Origin of the sequence: Limnohabitans sp. MMS-10A-192, assembly GCF_003063335.1 — a bacterium.
GTDB lineage: Bacteria > Pseudomonadota > Gammaproteobacteria > Burkholderiales > Burkholderiaceae_C > Limnohabitans_A.
In genome coordinates, this window is record NZ_NERX01000001.1 from 931,228 (window position 1) to 947,830 (window position 16,603).

Below are 16,603 nucleotides of genomic sequence, written 5' to 3' on the forward strand. Positions count from 1 at the left end.
TCTTGTACTTGATGCAACAATACGTACATATAAATTTGCAATTCGTACAAATGGATGCTCCTCGCTTAGATCGACTCACCGCATTGCTGGAAGGACTCAGTCCAAAAGTTACGCTGACTTCAAAGGCGGACGGTTTTTCGCTACACATCATCAAGGCGGGAACATCTGAACTCCCCTCGGATAGCTTTTCGGCCACTCAACTGGACGCCCTGTCCTTATTGGTTTGTCCTGCGGAGCACGCGCTACAAAACAGCCTTGAAGCCGATCAGCGATGCTTGATGAGTTTTGACGTTGTTTTTGATGGTCCCATGGGGCCCAGCTTTTTAGCTGAGCTATCTCGGCCAATCTCAATTGGTATGAGGGACGCTGATCCATCGCTCGTGCAAGTCATGACGCTGATTGCCAATGAAATGCAGGCCACTCGTTGTGGTCAGCCGCTATTTATCAATCATGCAGGCGATATCTTGCTGATCAGTTTGATGCGGCACATGACATCTCAACCGCAACAAGAATCAGGGCTGTTTTTTGCGTTGTCAGATCCGCGAATTGCCAAAAGTTTGGTTGCCATGCACGCCAAGCCCGCTCACCCTTGGACCCTGGAAACTTTGGCTAACTTGGCAGGCATGTCACGGACATCATTTGCGAATTACTTTAAAGATGTGATGCAGGTGTCACCTGGAAAGTATTTAGAAAATTTGCGACTGGCGATTGCACGGCAACTGGTGCAGACCGGTATTGGGTTGAAGCAAATAGCTGCGCGAACTGGCTATGCCAGCCCTTCTACGCTGTCTAGAGCCTTGGGTCGTAGCGTTTTGGAGGCATAAATCCCACCCCACTGAGAAAAAAGCCCAGCCAAACGGTATGAACCTATATGAAACCACTGCATATAGGCATCAAGGAGCAAGGCCATGGCTACTAACAACACCTCATCTTCGAACCCACGGGCTGCCAAAATGTGTGACGTGCTGGACGCCCTGTCCAGTGGCATCGCCAAAACCGCAGCCAACGAACCCAAGCTCGAGCCCCTACTCCTGGTTCCAGAGGTCCCGGCCGAACCTGCCCGCCAACTCCTGACCGAAAAAATGCTCGCCGAGCGCTGGGTGTGTTCAGTCGCTCGCCTTCAACGCTGGCGCACAGTCGGCGAGGGCCCGCAGTACTTGAAGATCGTGGGGAAAGTTTTGTACCGGCTCAAAGACATTGAGGCCTATGAAGAAGCCTGTCTGATCCGGAAAGTGTTCTAGCGGCGCACCCAAGGAGGCCCCGAACGGGTTGTAAATTGTTCGAACGACTTGGAATCAGTTCGAAATAGTCTTGGCGGGGCAGAACATACGTCATGACAAACTACCTAAGTTTTTAATGGGTAAGCAAATCAAGCACTTGGGGTCCAGTTCATCTTTCTAAATGTTGGGGCAACAATTAGTTGGCTGCCACCATGGCTTTTGCAATGATGACGAGTATTCCCACAAAGATTAGAAGCAAAGTCAACCCGATTGCAATCAATACCAGTGGGTTGGTCTGGAAGTCTTCTCCTTGTTTTCGGCCACCTCCGATGCCAATGAAGCTCCAAAGCACTGTCTTTAGCGTGTGCAAAATTTGCATACGGCTCCTTTTCATCGGGTTTTCTGCACGTCAAGTGGCATGACGGCTCCGGCCTTATGACCCCAAGCATTTCGAACATAAGTCGCTACGGCAGTGACCTCTGAGTCCGAGAGGGTATGACCAAAGGGCGGCATTCCATAGGGGCGCGGGTTACCTTCAGTGGTGGGTGCGAAACCACCGCTGAGAATGATCCGGACCAGGTTAACGCTTGAATTCATGATGACCGTGCGGTTGCCCGCCAAGGCCGGATAGTCACCACGCCCCTCGCCATGGTCTCCATGGCATTGAGCGCATTGGTTGAGATAGAGACTTTGACCGATTTGCTGGCCCTCCGTGGTGGAGAGCTTCCGGTCTTCTTTTGCATTTTCCTGTCGCGGTAGCTCTTTCAAAAAATGAGCTATGGCTCTCAAGTCCTTTTGATTCAGGTGCTGTGTGCTGCTGAAAACAACCTCTGCCATCGGTCCTAAAGTTGAACTGTGGGCAGTCTTGCCTGTTTTGAACAATTGCATGATGTCCTCCATGGGCCAGTCTTGAAGGCCCGCCTCGACAGGCGAGGAAAGAGACGGGGCATACCAGTTCTGCATCGGAATCAAACCGCCACTCAACCCGAGCTTGGATTGGGTGGCACCGAACACGTTGCGTGGCGCGTGACAGGCTTGGCAGTGCCCTAGGCCTTTCACCAAATATGAACCTCGATTCCATTCATCGCTCTGCTGCTTCAGCGGCTCGAATGGCTCTGGCGAAAAGAACAGTGCTCGCCATACCGCCAAAGCCGCTTGGGTGTTGTATGGAAATTTCAAAGCATGAGGCCGATTGGTCTGTTGGACTGGCTGCACACTGAGCAAATAAGCAAACATCGCGTCCGTGTCGTCTCTGGTGATTCGGGTGTACTCCGTATAAGGAAAGGCGGGATAAAGAAGCCTGCCATCTCTTGAGCGGCCATGGTGCATCGCTTGCCAGAAGTCGGCTGCGGACCAAGCGCCTATTCCTGTCAGTTTGTCTGAGGTGATATTGGAGGTGAAAACTGTGCCAAAGGATGTGTCAATACCTTTTCCACCGGCAAACGGAAAGCCTCCTCGCGCGGTATGGCAAGCAGCACAGTTTCCAACCTGGACCAAATAGGCACCACGCTGAGCCACCTGTGGTGCCAGAGCCTCGTTAAATGGTCGGTCATCGATGGAAGGCACTTCCTGGTCCTTTATCTGACCTGCCCCCTCTGGCCGTACCAATCAATCGGAAGTAGTCCAAGGGTTCAAGGTTAATCCAAAACTTGAGGGTTGAGATTTGCAGCGGCATTGGTTTGAATCCTTTGCTGCTGCGCGAACTGAGCCGGTGGAATCCGGCCCAGGCTGCTGTGGGGCCTGACTTCGTTGTAGTCCTGGCGCCAATCGGCAATGCACTGCCTGGCTTGGGGCAAGCTCAAGAACCACTGCTCGTTCAAGCATTCATCTCGAAACTTGCCGTTGAAACTCTCGATGTAGCCGTTTTGCATCGGCCTGCCCGGCTGGGTCAAGATGTGCCGCACGCCATGTGCTGTGGCCCAAGCCATAAAGGCCCGGCTTGTGAACTCTGGACCGTTGTCCGTTCTCACGGCCAGTGGGTAGCCTCTGAAGGTGGCCGCTTGGTCGAGCAAGCGTGTCACGTATTGCCCCGAGATCCCGTAGTCCACGGCAATGTCCACGCACTCGTGGCTGAAGTCATCGGCCACAGTCAGGCACTTGATGCGCCTGCCATTGGACAAGCTGTCCGAGACGAAATCCATGCTCCAAACATCGTTGACCTTTTGCGCCAGTTGCAAGGGCACCCGCTCACACGGTGGGCGCTTGGCCTTCTTGCGCCTTCTTACGGCCAAGTTGGCATCTTTGTACAAGCGGTAGATCCGCTTGTGGTTGACGCCCGGAAACTCCGGGCGCAGCAGATCGTGGATGCGGCGGTAGCCAAATCTTCGGCGTACGTGGGCAATGTCCACGATACGTTCGCCCAGCGCCTGCGTGAGCGCATCACGCTTAGGCGGGTGGCGAAAACTGTCTCGGCTTAGCCCCACAAGGCAGCACGCGTGGCGCTCAGACAGAAGATGGGTCTGGATCATCTGGGTGATGGCCTCGCGTTTGACCTGCGGGGCTAGCGCTTTACGCCGAAGACGCTTTTGAGCGCATGGATGTCCAGGTGCGCTTCGGCCAGCAGTTTCTTGAGCTTGTTGTTCTCAGCTTCCAGGTCGCGCAGCTTGGCCGCATCGGAGGCTTCCATGCCGCCAAAGCGCGAGCGCCACTTGTAAAAGGTCGGCTGGCTAAAGCCGCCAGAGCGGCAAATGTCCTTGATGGACATGCCTGCTTCAGCTTGCTTGAGGAATCCGATGATCTGCTCGTCGGTAAATCGTGTGGTCTTCATATCCGCCATTCTCCAAAATTAGCGAACTTAGTTCCATCGATTTGGTACGGCTCAGAGGGGGCAGGTCACTGTCTGTCCTGCTTTCAAAGAGGCATTGCCCAGTGAAGCGCAAAAAGCATTGACCAGCGTTGTCGTCTATCCTGATGCGACGCATGGCTGGGATCAAGGACGCACGTTCTCATTTCATGAGCCTGCTGCATGCAAGAGCACGGGGTGCACCAATACGAATGCGTCCAACCCGAACGTCACGGCTCAAGCCAAAAATGAACTGTTGGTCTTCTTGCAAAAGGACTAACGAGCTAGGCAACCGCGAGCACGTTCCCCGCGCCGTACAAGTGCAGCAGCAATGCGCGAGCTTGGGTCATGCCGTCAGCATGTACCTGCGTTCGCACTAGCAAGGCACCTCCCCCCACGTTCACACGCACAGTTGCCGTATATGTGTGCAAGGTACTGATGACTTCGGCAATAAGCATGACGTGATCGTCTAGCTACTGGACGTTGGCGAAACAGGCTTTGGCGGTTGCTTGACCGCAGTAAGCGCTCTTTCCGCTTTTGCTATTTGCTGGCGCTGTCTTTCGGCTTTAACGGCTTGTGCAGCACGATTTTTAGCGGCCTTCAGACTGTCTAGGCGAAGTTGTTCGGGTGTCTTGGTTTGAGTGGCGAATTCTCTGTGTCTCATGTATGTATTTAGTTGGCTCCACTCAACTCAGCCTAATTTCGGTGCATTTATTTGCGGTTTTATTTGCCGCGAGATAAATACTTGCATGGACACATTCAAAAACCAAAAAGACACAGAGCGCACCAATGCATGGCTTAAGAGCAATGGCATCAGCGTGAACCAAATTTACGCAGGTACAGCTGAGCTATTTCAAGCACAAAAGCTGGCATCGACAACGCTACGTGATCATGGTGACTTGCTTGAACAGAATCAAGCGCATGTCCTGCACAACTTCCTACGTGCTGCAAATAGCGGTCAAAAACGCTTGAGGATCACACAAGCACAATGCTTCAAGGTGCTCAACATTACCAAGCAAGTCCAGCGCAAGCACGCGAAGTTGACGAAACGAAAAAACACAGGCATTCATCAAGGCACCACACAAGCAAATCCCGAGTAAGTCTCTCGGTAACAAATGGCAAAAGCGCGGGTTGGAATATGACGGCTAATGACCCCGCACTGCACATGTCGCTGCATTGACATGTGATCAACAGTGGATGCCGCGGAGTAGATCGCTTGGCGATCTGGGAGTTTCAATGCATCCGTCTCCCAACAAACTCTAATGCAGCGTGTGCGAAGGGCTTTTTACCGTAAAACCTATTAGCACAAGCGACGTATGTATGCGTTTCTTAAAACGCTATAGCCGTCGCTTGCTCCAAACATTCTCCGTAAACCCAATACATCTCACACAACGCAAGCGTTGCGTTCGACTTCTACCATTTCAAAGAAATTCAAACTCATGTGCTGATTGAAATGCAGAGCGACAGCGAAAGCATTTCATGAAAGCACAGCGAACGCCAGTTCGCTCATAGCGGTGAATTGACCTTGGCAACCAACTGCAGATATGGGGTATTACGGGAAAAATTTCTGCAAAACTGATTGCTGCGCCAGCAGATCAGCGCAAATCATCTGGTGCCATCTGTAGGTTCATTAGGTGACTTGGCAAAGCTGACAGCAGCGCCAGCAGCAGCACCATTTTTGCTGGCGCTGCTGTCGGCGGCAACGGCACACACCTCAAATCAGCCCTACAAGCTGTCAAAACACGGGGCCAGCTACTCGAGTAGCGAGAGGGCCAGAAAAACGCTGCTGCGCTGCTTTACGCAAACGCTGCCATATGTCGTCTTGTTCCCACAGATCAGCTGCGCACAGAGCTAAATAACTGAGCATAAGAAAACAGCGCTTTTATTAACCGCGTTGATTTCATTGATGTTTTTTGTCCCGATGCTTTGTCGGGGTTCTGGTCGTGCAATTCGACAAAAGAAAACACACTGCATGCAGCACAAACATTTACCAAAGGGGCACAACATCATGGGACAAGCAAAAACACTCACTCTTGCAGAACTCGATCAAGCACTTGCATGCATTGCACAGCGCAACTTCGCCCTACGTAACCGCGTCATGTTGCTGACGGGCACATGGTCAGGTATGCGTGTTGGGGAAATCGCCAGCCTGATCATCAGCGACGTCATGAATGTCGATGGCAGCGTGAAAGCTGAAGTACGCTTGACCGCAGAACAAACGAAAGGACGTCATCCACGCATAGTGTTCCTGCCGCAAAAGCTACGCGATGAACTGGCCACATATTTGCAGATGAGACAGGGCGCAAAACCCACTCACCCACTATTCATTACTGCTGGCCGCAAAGGCTTCACAGCAAATGGCATGACCCAGCATTTTTACTGGCTGTTTAAACGGGCTGGCATTGCAGGGGCCACATCACACTCTATGCGCCGCACATTCATCACCAACTTGGCAACCAAAGGAATTGGGGTGCGTGTGCTCGCATCGCTTGCTGGTCATCGCAGCATTGCCGTGACGCAGCGCTACATCGACGTGAACGACGACATGAAACGCAATGCGGTGGAGTTAATTTGACATCAAAAAGCCCTGCAGATTTCCTTGCAGGGCTTGTGTATCGTCCAGTTAATAGACGTTACTTAAACAGATTTCAGCGTGGGCGCTGCCCCATTCCATGGAGGATATGGCAAACCATTGCGCTGCAAATAGAGCAATTCGTCAGCCACTTTGAAATACTTACGCAAGTCCATAAGCCGCTCCTGTACTTTCAGGTAATGCAGAACTTGCTGGTTAGGCAGATGCAAACCCTCCGATTCCAGTGCAAACTGCACACGCGGCAGAACCGCTACAGCGCTGAGGCCAGGCATATCAATGACATCACATCGAGAGCGGACACTGATGTGTACGCCCAATGGCTCATTGGTCGTGATAATTGCCATCACACCATCCGCGCAGTCATCCAACGCCGTCCACAATTTATTGACCCCCTTTTTGGCGTTATCAAACTCATTCAAAAGCAAAAAATATTTCCCACTGCTAGACAACCTTGCCAGCGCCGCAGCTTGCAGCAAATGTCCACGCAAGTCTTGCTTGGCCAGCAATTCATCAAAGCCAAGTGACTCCAACATTGCACTATCGCCGCCGATTTCCTGCACCAACAGCTTTGCCACAGTGGTCTTGCCTGTTCCGTTAGGACCATGCAGCATGACGTGTCCCTCCAGCTCGCCTTTGCCATAACCCTTAATGCGCCGCTCAACAGCCACATTGGGATAAATCACCTCGTTCAAGTTCGTAGGTGCGTATTTGATTTCGCATTTCATATTCGTGCTCCTATAGAGATAGATAGACAAAGGCAGGGGCAGCGCCCCCGCCCATGCACTTAGCCATTAGCAGCCAAACGCTGCTGTTCGTCGTTTGCCGCTGCCAGCATGTCGCCATGCTCCTTTGCAATTTGACGACCCATAGCGGCATCAGCGTCAGCTTTCGTCACCTGCCGCTTTGCCATACGCAAGATCAGTGCATTGACCAGTGCATCGTTGACTTCGCTGAGAGAACCCACAATGTCCACGCCACCCTGCACATTGGGCTTCGCCAAAAGCACCGCATAGCTGCCAGTCACCCCTTCAATGTCGACATGCGCCAGAGGCTCCAGCGTGTTCAACTCAACCCACCCCTTCACACTCAAAGTTGCAGCCTTCACCGCTTCCTGCTTTGCCTTGGCGCCTTCAGACTTGACCATCCTGCGTTTGAGCTCTTCAATCCCGCCCTGCTCCACCACCCAAGCAGGAAATTCTGCCGCGGTTTTCTCATGCGACACGGCAGCCGCCAACACATAGCCGTAGCCCTGTGCACGTTTACGATCGCTGTTAAACACGTAGCGTGCCAACATGGTCAGCGTGGTAGAGGTTTTCACAACGCGAATGCCATCAGCCTTCAAACGCTGCATCAAGCTTTCACGCAATGCTTTCTTCTCTTGCTCGGTTCCTTTCACAAACCGAGCCTGAAACACGTCCAGACATTCAGCCAGAAGGGTATACAGCCCGTCATTAGCCTTTTTGTAGTCAGTCTTCTCCCACTGCTCGCGACGAACAGACAGATCGTCCAGTTGCTGGACGATGGAACCAGCAAAGTGCGCTGCGTTACTCTCCTTCACAGCAGCAGTGAACAAACTCCTCTGATCGCGTTTCATTTTCGCGTTAACAGCGTTGATAGCCTTTTCAGTTGCGTTCAGTTTCTTACTCATATCAATCTCCTTTAAGTAGATGAGCTGTCGACGGAGCTTTCAGGCGACTTGCTTTTTGTTTGCTCGTTGCCGACAGACGAATAGTCCCACCGATATCAGATAACATACCTTCGCATGATTTATGTGTTAACGGTAATATGTCTGCATGGATCAAAACAACGAGCAACTGGTCTTCAAAGGCATGCGCCGCCTCCGCTACAGGCGCGATGATTTGCTACTTAATGACGCACAACGTAGCCCCTACTACTGGTGGTGGGCGCATTTGAGACTGAGCAAAGACTATTGGTGGGTGTGTCAGCGCAGAGGCGTGGCCGATGACTTGCGGCTGCGGGAGATGTATGCCGACTTCGGGAAGGTCTACGAAATGACCTTTGACGATTGGTGGGACAGGCGTGGCGTGAGCCTGTTTCGGGAACAGGTGGCACTGCCTACTGTGCGTGAACTTGATCCAAACAACTTGGAACTGACCAAGCCTATCGGTGGCCATCTGTTGCTGGAAATTCCTATCAACATGACCGAGCGCACGATCATTAGCCAGATTCGCAGGCTTATTCGGCTGCATCCCGATCGGGAGGTTGAGCGGGTCAGTACGGCAAATCGCAAGCTGGCCAAACTCATAGGCATCAAGCAAGATGTGATTGAGTCTGCCTACGCTGTGTGGCAACTGCACCATGCCAGCCGCGACGGTCGTGTCGTGGACAAGATTGGACAGGCACAGGGCAGTAAAAGCCTTTACCAAATCGGCAAGGAACTGCGGCTGGTTCGGACCTGTATGCCGCAAGCCACTGATGACAAGGAACGAGCAGCAAAGCGGATTAACGGCATGAAGGTCGCCGTTTCACGTATGTTGAGCCGTGCCAACAACCTGATTGATAACGCTGCGGTGGGCACATTCCCGTCCGTGCAGCCACTAAAAAAGCCGATAGCCTGGCGGCCAGTTCAACAGCAACGATTGAACGAGGCGGTTGCAGCTGGGCAATGGCGTCCGTTGTTTGATGCAAATGAAACACTCATCGTCCCTTAACTGGACGATGGCTGGATTGATGACAGCGCCAGCAGCGCAGACGTAAAAAAACCCACCGTGTTGCCACGGTGGGTTTTTGACTTTTAAATCATCAACTGGCTTGCGCCAGCGGAGTGATTAGAAAGCGTGACGCACGCCAACAGCAGCGATGTTGGTTTTGTTAGCGGTAGCGGCACCAGAGTCATAAGCCTCATAGCCAAAGTAAGCAGCTGTGCGCTTGCTCAGAGCGTAGTCAGCACGCAGACCTGTTGTCTTACGCTTAGCAGCAGTGCCGATTTCGGTGGTTGCATATTGACCGATCAGAGTCACAGCACCCATTGTGTAGGATGCGCCAACGCGAGAAACTTTGGTATCCAGGCCAGTTGTGGTGGACTTGTCGCCGTCACCGTAACCCACAAACACTTTAGCGTTACCCAAAGCGTAGTTGGCAGCCAGGTAGTTGAAGGTGCCTTTGACTCGAGCGTCAACAGCAGCCGTACCGATTGCAGTAGCTGTTGTTGCAACCGCAACTTGTGCGCCAGTTGCAGAGGTCTGCAGGCTAGAGAACACCACGTTCAGAGGGCCGTTGCTGTAAGTCAAACCCAAGTTGGTGATGGCAGGAGCAGCACCGCCTTTAGTAGCGTCATCATTGCCAGGAGCGTGAGTCACGCTAGCACCAAAGCCGCTGAAGCTGGGTGTGTCATAACGGACGGAGTTACTGTAACGAACAGTGTTGACGGTAACAGCGCTGTTATCAGACAAGCTGAAAGCAGAACCGATACCAGTACCCAAAGGCGAGCTGGCCAAGAAAGCTTGCAACGATGCTGCGTTAGGTGCGCCCAACTTCACAGCACCAAAGCCGCCGCTCGCGCCGACAAACACTTGGTGACGGCCAAATGCTGCACCGCCGTTGGCGTTAGCACGTGGATCGATTTCATAGCGCATTTCACCCTTCAAACCGCCACCCAAATCTTCAACTGCATGCAGGTTGATAGAGCTGATTGCAGATGTTTGACCAGTGCTGGAAACAGTGTTCAGCTTTGTGTCAGCAGTTGTGCCGTTGCCGCTGATGGTCGCGTAAGAGAAGTCCAACACGCCAGACAAAGTCACGGAAGATTGAGCGAAAGCACCGGTGGCAGCCAAAGCAGCCAGAGCGAACAGTGTTTGATTTTTCCACTAAGTTGCTTGAAGGTGCCAACAGGGTGCCAAGATTTTTCCAACATCAAAGTGAGCAAAGTTGTTGGCCTGCAACTGCACAACTGATCACGCATTCACAGCACTATTTTTCTGTACGGCACGCACTGGAACAGCACGGCAGCGGCACGGCAAAACTGTCCCCGTCAATCGTGCCAAGCGTTCCTGCACGCGGTTGCATTTGCGATGCACAACAGTAAGCTCAAGTGATGTTGGACCGTTTTACCGCAAGCACTCACGCAAGTGCAAATGACAGCCATTACAAGACGCACGAACGCGAACGCACCGTGCCAATCCCATCAACTATCACGCCAGTGCCAGGCTATCCGCTAAAGCTTGTGATCTACAAAATCGCAGCCAGCAAGTTTTGGCAAGTGCGCTGTTGGATTGCAGGCAAGACGCACCGCAGCAGCACCCGCACACAAAGCCAGCGTGTGGCACAAAGTTATGCACGCACTTTTTATGAACAGCGGCTAGCGCTGTCGGCCAGTTTTCACCAACAGACGCCATCAAGCATTGGCGTTTTAAGCGTCACGCCAGCAGTCAAGCCGCAGCACACCTTTGCAGCATTGGCAGCACAGATGACTGCAAACGAACAAGCACGGGTTGATCGCGGTGAGTTTGCACTTGGCAGCTTGAAGGTCTTGCGCAACCGACTGGATGCACACATCTTGCCGAGATGGGGCAAGCAGTCACCTGCCAACATCGATTACGCCGCCTTGCTGTCCTTCACTCAATATCTCAGCAAGTGCTTTTCATCCACAACCGTCAGCCAATACCTGATCATTGTGCGCAAGGTGCTGACTTTGGCTGTGGCAGTGGGCGCACTGGACAAGCTGCCAGAGTTCCCCAAAGTCCGTGTGCAAACGACTCCACGAGGTGCTTTTACGCCAACTGAATACTGGCGCATCATCCGCACTGCACGCAAGCTGCAAGGCTCGCGGCACCCAGACAGCGACAGCACTTTGCGCAAGAACTATCGCCTGCGTGCCGCAGAAAACACAATGCCACCAGATGTTGCTTGGGCGATCGGTTTTATGGTCAATAGCTTCATACGGCCAAGTGACCTCAAATCATTGAAGCACAGGCACATCGAAGTGGTGCGCAATGACAACACCTACCTGCGCCTGACGCTGCCAGAAACCAAAAGCCACGGTCGTCCCATTGTCACGCTGCAGCCAGCTGTGCGCATCTATCAACAGATGTCAAAGCACTATGCAGCCAAGAAGCTTGCAGCGCCGGATGACTACTTGTTCCTGCCACACCTGCGTGACCGTCAATATGCACATTGGGTCTTGGCGTTCTACTTCAACTGGGTTCTTGCAAGGCTTGGCTTGAAGCTGGGACCACACGGCCAAGAACGCAGCTTGTACAGCTTGCGTCACTCCAGCATCACCTTCCGCTTGCTGTATGGCCAAGGCATCGACTTGCTAACTCTGGCACGCAATGCACGCACCAGCGTAGAAGTCATCAACAATCACTATGCCAGCACGGTGACTGGGGAGCAGAACATTGCATTGCTGCAAAGTCGCCGCACTCGCCAGTCATCTAATACTTGAGTGCGTTATTTCTTGAAGCCATCGCGCAACTTGACGCTGGCACTTTCGATCTGCGCATCCAGCTCACCATTGCGTGTCGCAGCGATCACCGTGTCCAACACAGCTATCAAGTTGGCCTGTTCGCCAACATCAATTGCCGTCTTGCCTCTCAGCAGCTCAAGTTGTTTGCTTCCATATGAAATCGCCAGCAGCACTTCGCCTTTTTCTCCAGTCCAAAACCAAGGCTTGATGCGCACGGGAACTTCTTTGACCACTCGCGCACCCGTGTCCGCATCAGCAAATGAACGGTAGCGTGTGGGTGCATAGTGCCGGCCTTCGTTCAGTGCCTCTGCCAACAGTCGCTGTTCCCCCAGCTTCATCAGCAACTTGTTGCGGCGTTTGACTAACTCAGGCAATGCACGGGTCTTGCGTGCAGCTGTGAGTTTCAAGGTGTTCAAAATGGCTGTCATTGCCTTCTCCTTTGTGTGCGTTTTACAGCCACAACTTTATGATCGTGTAGCGCTATGGACAACCGAACGACAATGCACCGAAACTTTGGCGGGACATTGGCTGCTGCTTGAGGATAAGTATTTTTGCTATGCCTGCCTTGCGTCTTCAAGTGATCTGCACACACTGCATAGATCTTGCTGAGAACCCAAGCTTTTAAGCCGATTTGGCGATTTCAACGCCCCAGTCGTTGCTTGCGTTGGCGTTCCACTTCGGCTTGGCGTTGCTGCAAGTCCTTCTCAGCTTTTAGAGCACGCTTGCTGTGATCGATGTTGGCCTTGATGTTGTGGATGCGTGCTTGTGGCGGCGTCAGTGGCTTGATGTGTTTGATGGGTTTGAACTCGAAGAATCGCATACAACTATTTAGCTGCCAGCTTGCTTGCGTGCTGCCTCAAGCCAAGTCCATATCGATCTGCGCCGCGATCTGCAGACCCCAAAAAAATAGCCAGTTTTAGCCGCCTTTTATTTGGTGAGTGATAAATATTTGCGAGTGGCGAAGTGAGTTGCATTGGTGGCTATGTAGAAGTAGTTGACAGCCACAACTTTATGATCGTGCAGCGCTATGGACAACCGAGGTGCAATGCACCGAAACTTTGGCGGGACATTGGGTGCTGCTTGGAGAAAAGTATTTTTGCTATGCCTGCCTTGCGTCTTCAAGTGATCTGCACACAGTGCATAGATCTTGCTGAGAACCCAAGCTTTTAAGCCGATTTGGCGATTTCAACGCCCCAGTCGTTGCTTGCGTTGGCGTTCCGCTTCGGCTTGGCGTTGCTGCAAGTCCTTCTCTGCTTTCAGAGCACGCTTGCTGTGATCGATGTTGGCCTTGATGTTGTGGATGCGGGCTTGTGGCGGCGTCAGTGGCTTGATGTGTTTGATGGGTTTGAACTCGAAGAATCGCATACAACTATTTAGCTGCCAGCTTGCTTGCGTGGCGCATCACACAACCTTGTCATCGACCGTAGCAAACTTTGGCTCATAGCCCTGTGCTTTCGCTTCAAGTTGCGCCATACGCTGCCGGTGTAGCTGTTCTTCATCCAACACTTCTTTAGGTGTTGAGTTGAAGCGTTCGTATTGCGTTTGACCTAAGCGCCAATAGGGATTGCCAGTTTCCTCTTGCATCAACAACTCGATCTTCGCCTTCAACTCAGCACCCAAGCGTTTGTCGATCACCACAGCGTCGTGGATGTTCGCAAGGACCTTGCGATCACTTGTGAATCGCCCCGGATTTTGAGGAGGCTCCACACTTTGAGAAGATGGAGCCATGAGCAAGAAATCAAACCGTTTTTCACCCGAGGTGCGCGAACGCGCTGTTCGTATGGTGCTCGAACACCGAGGCGAGTACCCATCCCTGTGGGCCACCATTGAGTCCATTGCCCCCAAGATCGGCTGCGTTCCGCAAACCCTCAACGACTGGGTTCGACAGCACGAAGTTGACGAAGGCATGCGCGATGGCATCAGCTCTGATGAGCGAGCCCGCATCAAAGACCTGGAGCGTGAAGTCAAGGAACTGCGCAAAGCCAACGAAATCCTCAAACTGGCGAGCGCTTTTTTTGCCCAGGCGGAGCTCGACCGCCGACTCAAGTCCTGAGGGATTTTGTTGATCAAAACCGCGAGGCCTATGGGGTCGAGCCGATTTGCAAAGTGCTGCAAATCGCCCCGTCTGGCTACAGGTGCCACGCTGCCCGCAAACGCAAGCCCGAACTGCTTTGCGCCCGAGCCAAACGTGATGAAGCCCTGATGCCACAGATCCAAGCCGTCTGGCAGGCCAATATGCAGGTCTATGGTGCCGACAAAGTCTGGCACCAGATGAATCGTGAGGGCACCAAGGTGGCGCGCTGTACGGTCGAGCGGCTGATGAAACGTCTGGGGTTGCACGGCGTTCGCCGGGGCAAGGTCATTCGCACCACGGTGCCGGACAAAGCGACTCCTTGTCCGCTTGACCGGGTTAACCGCCAGTTCAAGGCCGATCGGCCCAACCAGCTGTGGGTGTCGGACTTCACCTATGTCAGCACCTGGCAGGGCTGGCAATACGTGGCCTTTGTGATCGATGTGTTTGCCAGGCGCATCGTGGGCTGGCGTGTCAGCAGTTCCATGCGAACGGACTTTGTACTCGATGCGCTGGAGCAGGCCTTGTTTGACAGGCAACCAGAACGCTCGGATGCCTTGATTCACCATTCGGACAGGGGGTCTCAATATGTTTCCATTCTTTATACCGAACGCCTGGCTGAGGCTGGCATAGAGCCATCAGTGGGCAGCCGTGGCGACAGCTACGACAACGCCCTGGCCGAGACGATCAATGGTCTGTACAAGGCCGAATTGATCCACCGCCGTGCGCCTTGGAAAACCAAGGAGGCACTGGAGCTGGCAACCCTGGAATGGGTAGCTTGGTTCAACAATCACCGACTGCTCAGCTCGATTGGGTATATTCCACCGGCTGAAGCTGAGGTGAACTACTACCGGCAACTAGCCGAGAGCAACGAGACCGAGGTCTCAACTTAAACCAACCAGCCTCCACGATACCCGGGGCGATTCACTCCTGCCGCAATGAGTGAGTTCTGTGGGTGGCACGCACTGGCAGCTCCCGTTACCAACTAAGGTTAGAACCCGTTGGGCCGAGAGACTCCAACCTCGGTTGAACGCGACATCCAACCCGAGTTTCCGATACCAAGAGAATTGTGCCCTTCAACCAACGTCGGAAGTATTATCTAAATTAGCAGCTTCTTCGGCCGGCAATTCAGCGTCCACATCTACATCTTCACTTTGGTCGTCCAAGTTTATTGTCAGGGGGGCCAAGGATTGGGTAGGCGACGTAGGCGCTGGCTGCCGACTCTCAACCCACACGATGGCGTTTTTGTAGGTCTCAATATCCAACCGAAGGCCGACCTCCTTCGGGGTCAGACCGATCACATAGTCAGTAACAACTTGGTCTTCAATCCGAATTTCTTCGATTTTTGCGGCGAGACACTGGTACGTGCCCGAAATATAGATACTGTCACCCTGCCGGATTCGACAACTTTGAAGAGGCGCCACGCATATCCTCTTGTTTCCCGTGACAACCGACTCAATCCTTCCAGCTTTGGTCCAATTTCCGTGTTCGGAATGCCATTGAAGTGAAGAAAGTAGCATCGCCTCGACTATTGCTTCGCACAGCGCACGAATGAATCTTACGTATGCAACTAAGGTATCGTCGCCAATAACTTCGCCGACACGTCGAGTCGCGTGCGAGGCTTCATTCCGTAGATCGATGAATGAGGCCAACCCCTTGTCGACGGAGGTGTGACTAATCAGAGGCAGGGAGTCGTGAGCCACCATCCTCCCAGTTCCGTGCTTCTGGGCCAGAGCCAAGAAGTCACAAGCAGCCCTATGCCAAACAGAGCAATGCACGTTCCTGCCAGCGCTTGCGGAAGTACGCTCATTGCTCCAAGAAAACGAAGAGGCTTGGTGCCAGTTGAAAATCGCGCAGCTATGGCTGATCCAACATCGAATACATAAAGAAAAAATGCGGGCACGATCAGCACGGCTACCAGCGACAGTGCAGGACTGAGGGCGTAAATCACCGGCAGCGCCGCAATAAGCACCGTGCAAATCGCTAAACCGAATAATGCATTTCGCATCGTCATCCCCCAATTCATGGCCAGTTTGGGTGACTGCTACTGGTCGATGATCGCCATGCTAGCGCGAACCGAACAGGGCTCAAAGCCAGCGCGCGCGCACTTCAACCCGGACACGTCCGTCCCTACGCCCGATTTTGCGCTCGGTAATGGGACCACTTCAGGCAACCTGCGGCTACTAGGATTGCGCCGAGGCCCATGTACACAATCGCAGGCCCTTGGTGCCCCATCGCGTTGAATGCCATCGTCTTGATCCAGCTCCAGCGACCGCTGAACGGTGCCTGCGAAGGGTCAAACCATTCTTGAAGACCGAGCACGATAGAGCACGCGCCGAGACCCCACCAGGCTGCGGCCATCTCTTTGTGCGAGAACGGCTTCTTCCAATATGCGTGGTCCGGTTCACCACGATTAAGTTTCATGCTGTAAACGCCTTGATCAATGCCCGCTATTGGACGCCGTGCGGCATGTTAGCGGGGGCGGTGGTGGTCCCTGAGCGAACGAAACCGT

General features: G+C 53.1%; 19 protein-coding genes and 1 other annotated feature. Of the genes, 7 read left to right on the forward strand and 12 right to left on the reverse strand.

The genetic code is table 11. The annotated features are described in order from the left end of the window. The first annotated feature begins 11 nt into the window (after window positions 1-11). Together B9Z43_RS04505 and B9Z43_RS04510 are read left to right on the forward strand one after the other, a co-directional pair. On the forward strand, window positions 12-824 hold the full coding sequence (locus B9Z43_RS04505; protein WP_108322888.1) for a helix-turn-helix domain-containing protein: 813 nt from the start codon (window positions 12-14) through the stop codon (window positions 822-824). 84 nt (window positions 825-908) lie between these two features. Next, window positions 909-1,241, forward strand: a complete 333-nt coding sequence (locus tag B9Z43_RS04510) for an AlpA family transcriptional regulator (RefSeq protein WP_233250013.1) — start codon at window positions 909-911, stop codon at window positions 1,239-1,241. A gap of 175 nt (window positions 1,242-1,416) precedes the next feature. Here the strand turns inward: B9Z43_RS04510 and B9Z43_RS04515 are convergent, their stop codons facing one another. From B9Z43_RS04515 to B9Z43_RS04525, 3 genes are all read right to left on the reverse strand, one after another. After that, window positions 1,417-1,599 carry a DUF2970 domain-containing protein gene (locus tag B9Z43_RS04515; protein WP_158270065.1) on the reverse strand — a complete coding sequence of 61 codons (183 nt, stop codon included), beginning with the start codon at window positions 1,597-1,599 and terminating at the stop codon, window positions 1,417-1,419. 11 nt (window positions 1,600-1,610) lie between these two features. Next, complete coding sequence (locus B9Z43_RS04520) at window positions 1,611-2,786, reverse strand: cytochrome c (protein ID WP_158270066.1); 1,176 nt, start codon at window positions 2,784-2,786, stop codon at window positions 1,611-1,613. 71 nt (window positions 2,787-2,857) lie between these two features. After that, a protein-coding gene (locus B9Z43_RS04525; protein WP_369910052.1) for an IS3 family transposase occupies window positions 2,858-3,987 on the reverse strand; the annotation gives its coding sequence in 2 pieces (ribosomal slippage) (window positions 2,858-3,726 and window positions 3,726-3,987; 1,131 coding nt in all). Between the two features lie 764 nt (window positions 3,988-4,751). Here B9Z43_RS04525 and B9Z43_RS04540 point away from each other — a divergent pair. Both B9Z43_RS04540 and B9Z43_RS04545 read left to right on the forward strand, forming a co-directional pair. Beyond that, the gene (locus tag B9Z43_RS04540; protein WP_108322895.1) at window positions 4,752-5,102 is read left to right on the forward strand and encodes a hypothetical protein; all 351 of its coding nucleotides are present in this window, start codon (window positions 4,752-4,754) and stop codon (window positions 5,100-5,102) included. 908 nt (window positions 5,103-6,010) lie between these two features. Continuing rightward, window positions 6,011-6,577, forward strand: coding sequence for a site-specific integrase (locus B9Z43_RS04545; protein WP_108322896.1), 567 nt, complete (start codon window positions 6,011-6,013; stop codon window positions 6,575-6,577). A gap of 62 nt (window positions 6,578-6,639) precedes the next feature. Here the strand turns inward: B9Z43_RS04545 and B9Z43_RS04550 are convergent, their stop codons facing one another. Continuing rightward, on the reverse strand, window positions 6,640-7,320 hold the full coding sequence (locus B9Z43_RS04550; protein WP_108322897.1) for an AAA family ATPase: 681 nt from the start codon (window positions 7,318-7,320) through the stop codon (window positions 6,640-6,642). Between the two features lie 59 nt (window positions 7,321-7,379). After that, on the reverse strand, window positions 7,380-8,243 hold the full coding sequence (locus B9Z43_RS04555) for a hypothetical protein (RefSeq protein ID WP_146183897.1): 864 nt from the start codon (window positions 8,241-8,243) through the stop codon (window positions 7,380-7,382). Between the two features lie 145 nt (window positions 8,244-8,388). Between B9Z43_RS04555 and B9Z43_RS04565 the strand changes: the two genes are divergently transcribed. Next, a complete protein-coding gene (locus B9Z43_RS04565) occupies window positions 8,389-9,267 on the forward strand; it encodes a hypothetical protein (RefSeq protein WP_108322900.1) in 879 nt (292 codons plus the stop codon). Window positions 9,268-9,384: 117 nt separating this feature from the next. Here the strand turns inward: B9Z43_RS04565 and B9Z43_RS04570 are convergent, their stop codons facing one another. Beyond that, a complete protein-coding gene (locus tag B9Z43_RS04570; RefSeq protein ID WP_158270067.1) occupies window positions 9,385-10,389 on the reverse strand; it encodes a porin in 1,005 nt (334 codons plus the stop codon). Between the two features lie 260 nt (window positions 10,390-10,649). On the opposite strand from B9Z43_RS04570, the gene B9Z43_RS04575 reads away from it, so the two are divergent. Continuing rightward, on the forward strand, window positions 10,650-11,999 hold the full coding sequence (locus tag B9Z43_RS04575; RefSeq protein ID WP_233253947.1) for a hypothetical protein: 1,350 nt from the start codon (window positions 10,650-10,652) through the stop codon (window positions 11,997-11,999). Window positions 12,000-12,004: 5 nt separating this feature from the next. Here the strand turns inward: B9Z43_RS04575 and B9Z43_RS04580 are convergent, their stop codons facing one another. From B9Z43_RS04580 to B9Z43_RS04595, 4 genes are all read right to left on the reverse strand, one after another. Then, complete coding sequence (locus B9Z43_RS04580; RefSeq protein WP_108322902.1) at window positions 12,005-12,448, reverse strand: DUF6641 family protein; 444 nt, start codon at window positions 12,446-12,448, stop codon at window positions 12,005-12,007. Window positions 12,449-12,660: 212 nt separating this feature from the next. Then, a complete protein-coding gene (locus B9Z43_RS04585) occupies window positions 12,661-12,840 on the reverse strand; it encodes a hypothetical protein (RefSeq protein ID WP_108322903.1) in 180 nt (59 codons plus the stop codon). Window positions 12,841-13,205: 365 nt separating this feature from the next. After that, window positions 13,206-13,385: a hypothetical protein gene (locus tag B9Z43_RS04590; RefSeq protein ID WP_108322904.1), complete on the reverse strand. Its 180-nt coding sequence runs from the start codon at window positions 13,383-13,385 to the stop codon at window positions 13,206-13,208. Between the two features lie 36 nt (window positions 13,386-13,421). Next, window positions 13,422-13,748, reverse strand: a complete 327-nt coding sequence (locus B9Z43_RS04595) for a hypothetical protein (protein ID WP_108322905.1) — start codon at window positions 13,746-13,748, stop codon at window positions 13,422-13,424. On the opposite strand from B9Z43_RS04595, the gene B9Z43_RS04600 reads away from it, so the two are divergent. Beyond that, window positions 13,747-14,984, forward strand: a protein-coding gene (locus B9Z43_RS04600; protein WP_108322906.1) for an IS3 family transposase whose coding sequence is annotated in 2 segments (ribosomal slippage) — window positions 13,747-14,038 and window positions 14,038-14,984 — 1,239 coding nt in all. Because the reading frame shifts where the segments join, the coding sequence is not laid out codon by codon here. The two genes, B9Z43_RS04595 and B9Z43_RS04600, sit on opposite strands and share 2 nt — an antisense overlap. Next, window positions 14,028-14,144, forward strand: a sequence feature (AL1L pseudoknot). Its footprint overlaps the gene before it by 117 nt. A gap of 183 nt (window positions 14,985-15,167) precedes the next feature. Here B9Z43_RS04600 and B9Z43_RS04605 read toward each other — a convergent pair. Both B9Z43_RS04605 and B9Z43_RS17010 read right to left on the reverse strand, forming a co-directional pair. Next, a complete protein-coding gene (locus B9Z43_RS04605; protein ID WP_146183957.1) occupies window positions 15,168-15,743 on the reverse strand; it encodes a hypothetical protein in 576 nt (191 codons plus the stop codon). Between the two features lie 26 nt (window positions 15,744-15,769). Continuing rightward, window positions 15,770-16,105, reverse strand: coding sequence for a hypothetical protein (locus B9Z43_RS17010; protein ID WP_146183958.1), 336 nt, complete (start codon window positions 16,103-16,105; stop codon window positions 15,770-15,772). Window positions 16,106-16,603: the final 498 nt, after the last annotated feature.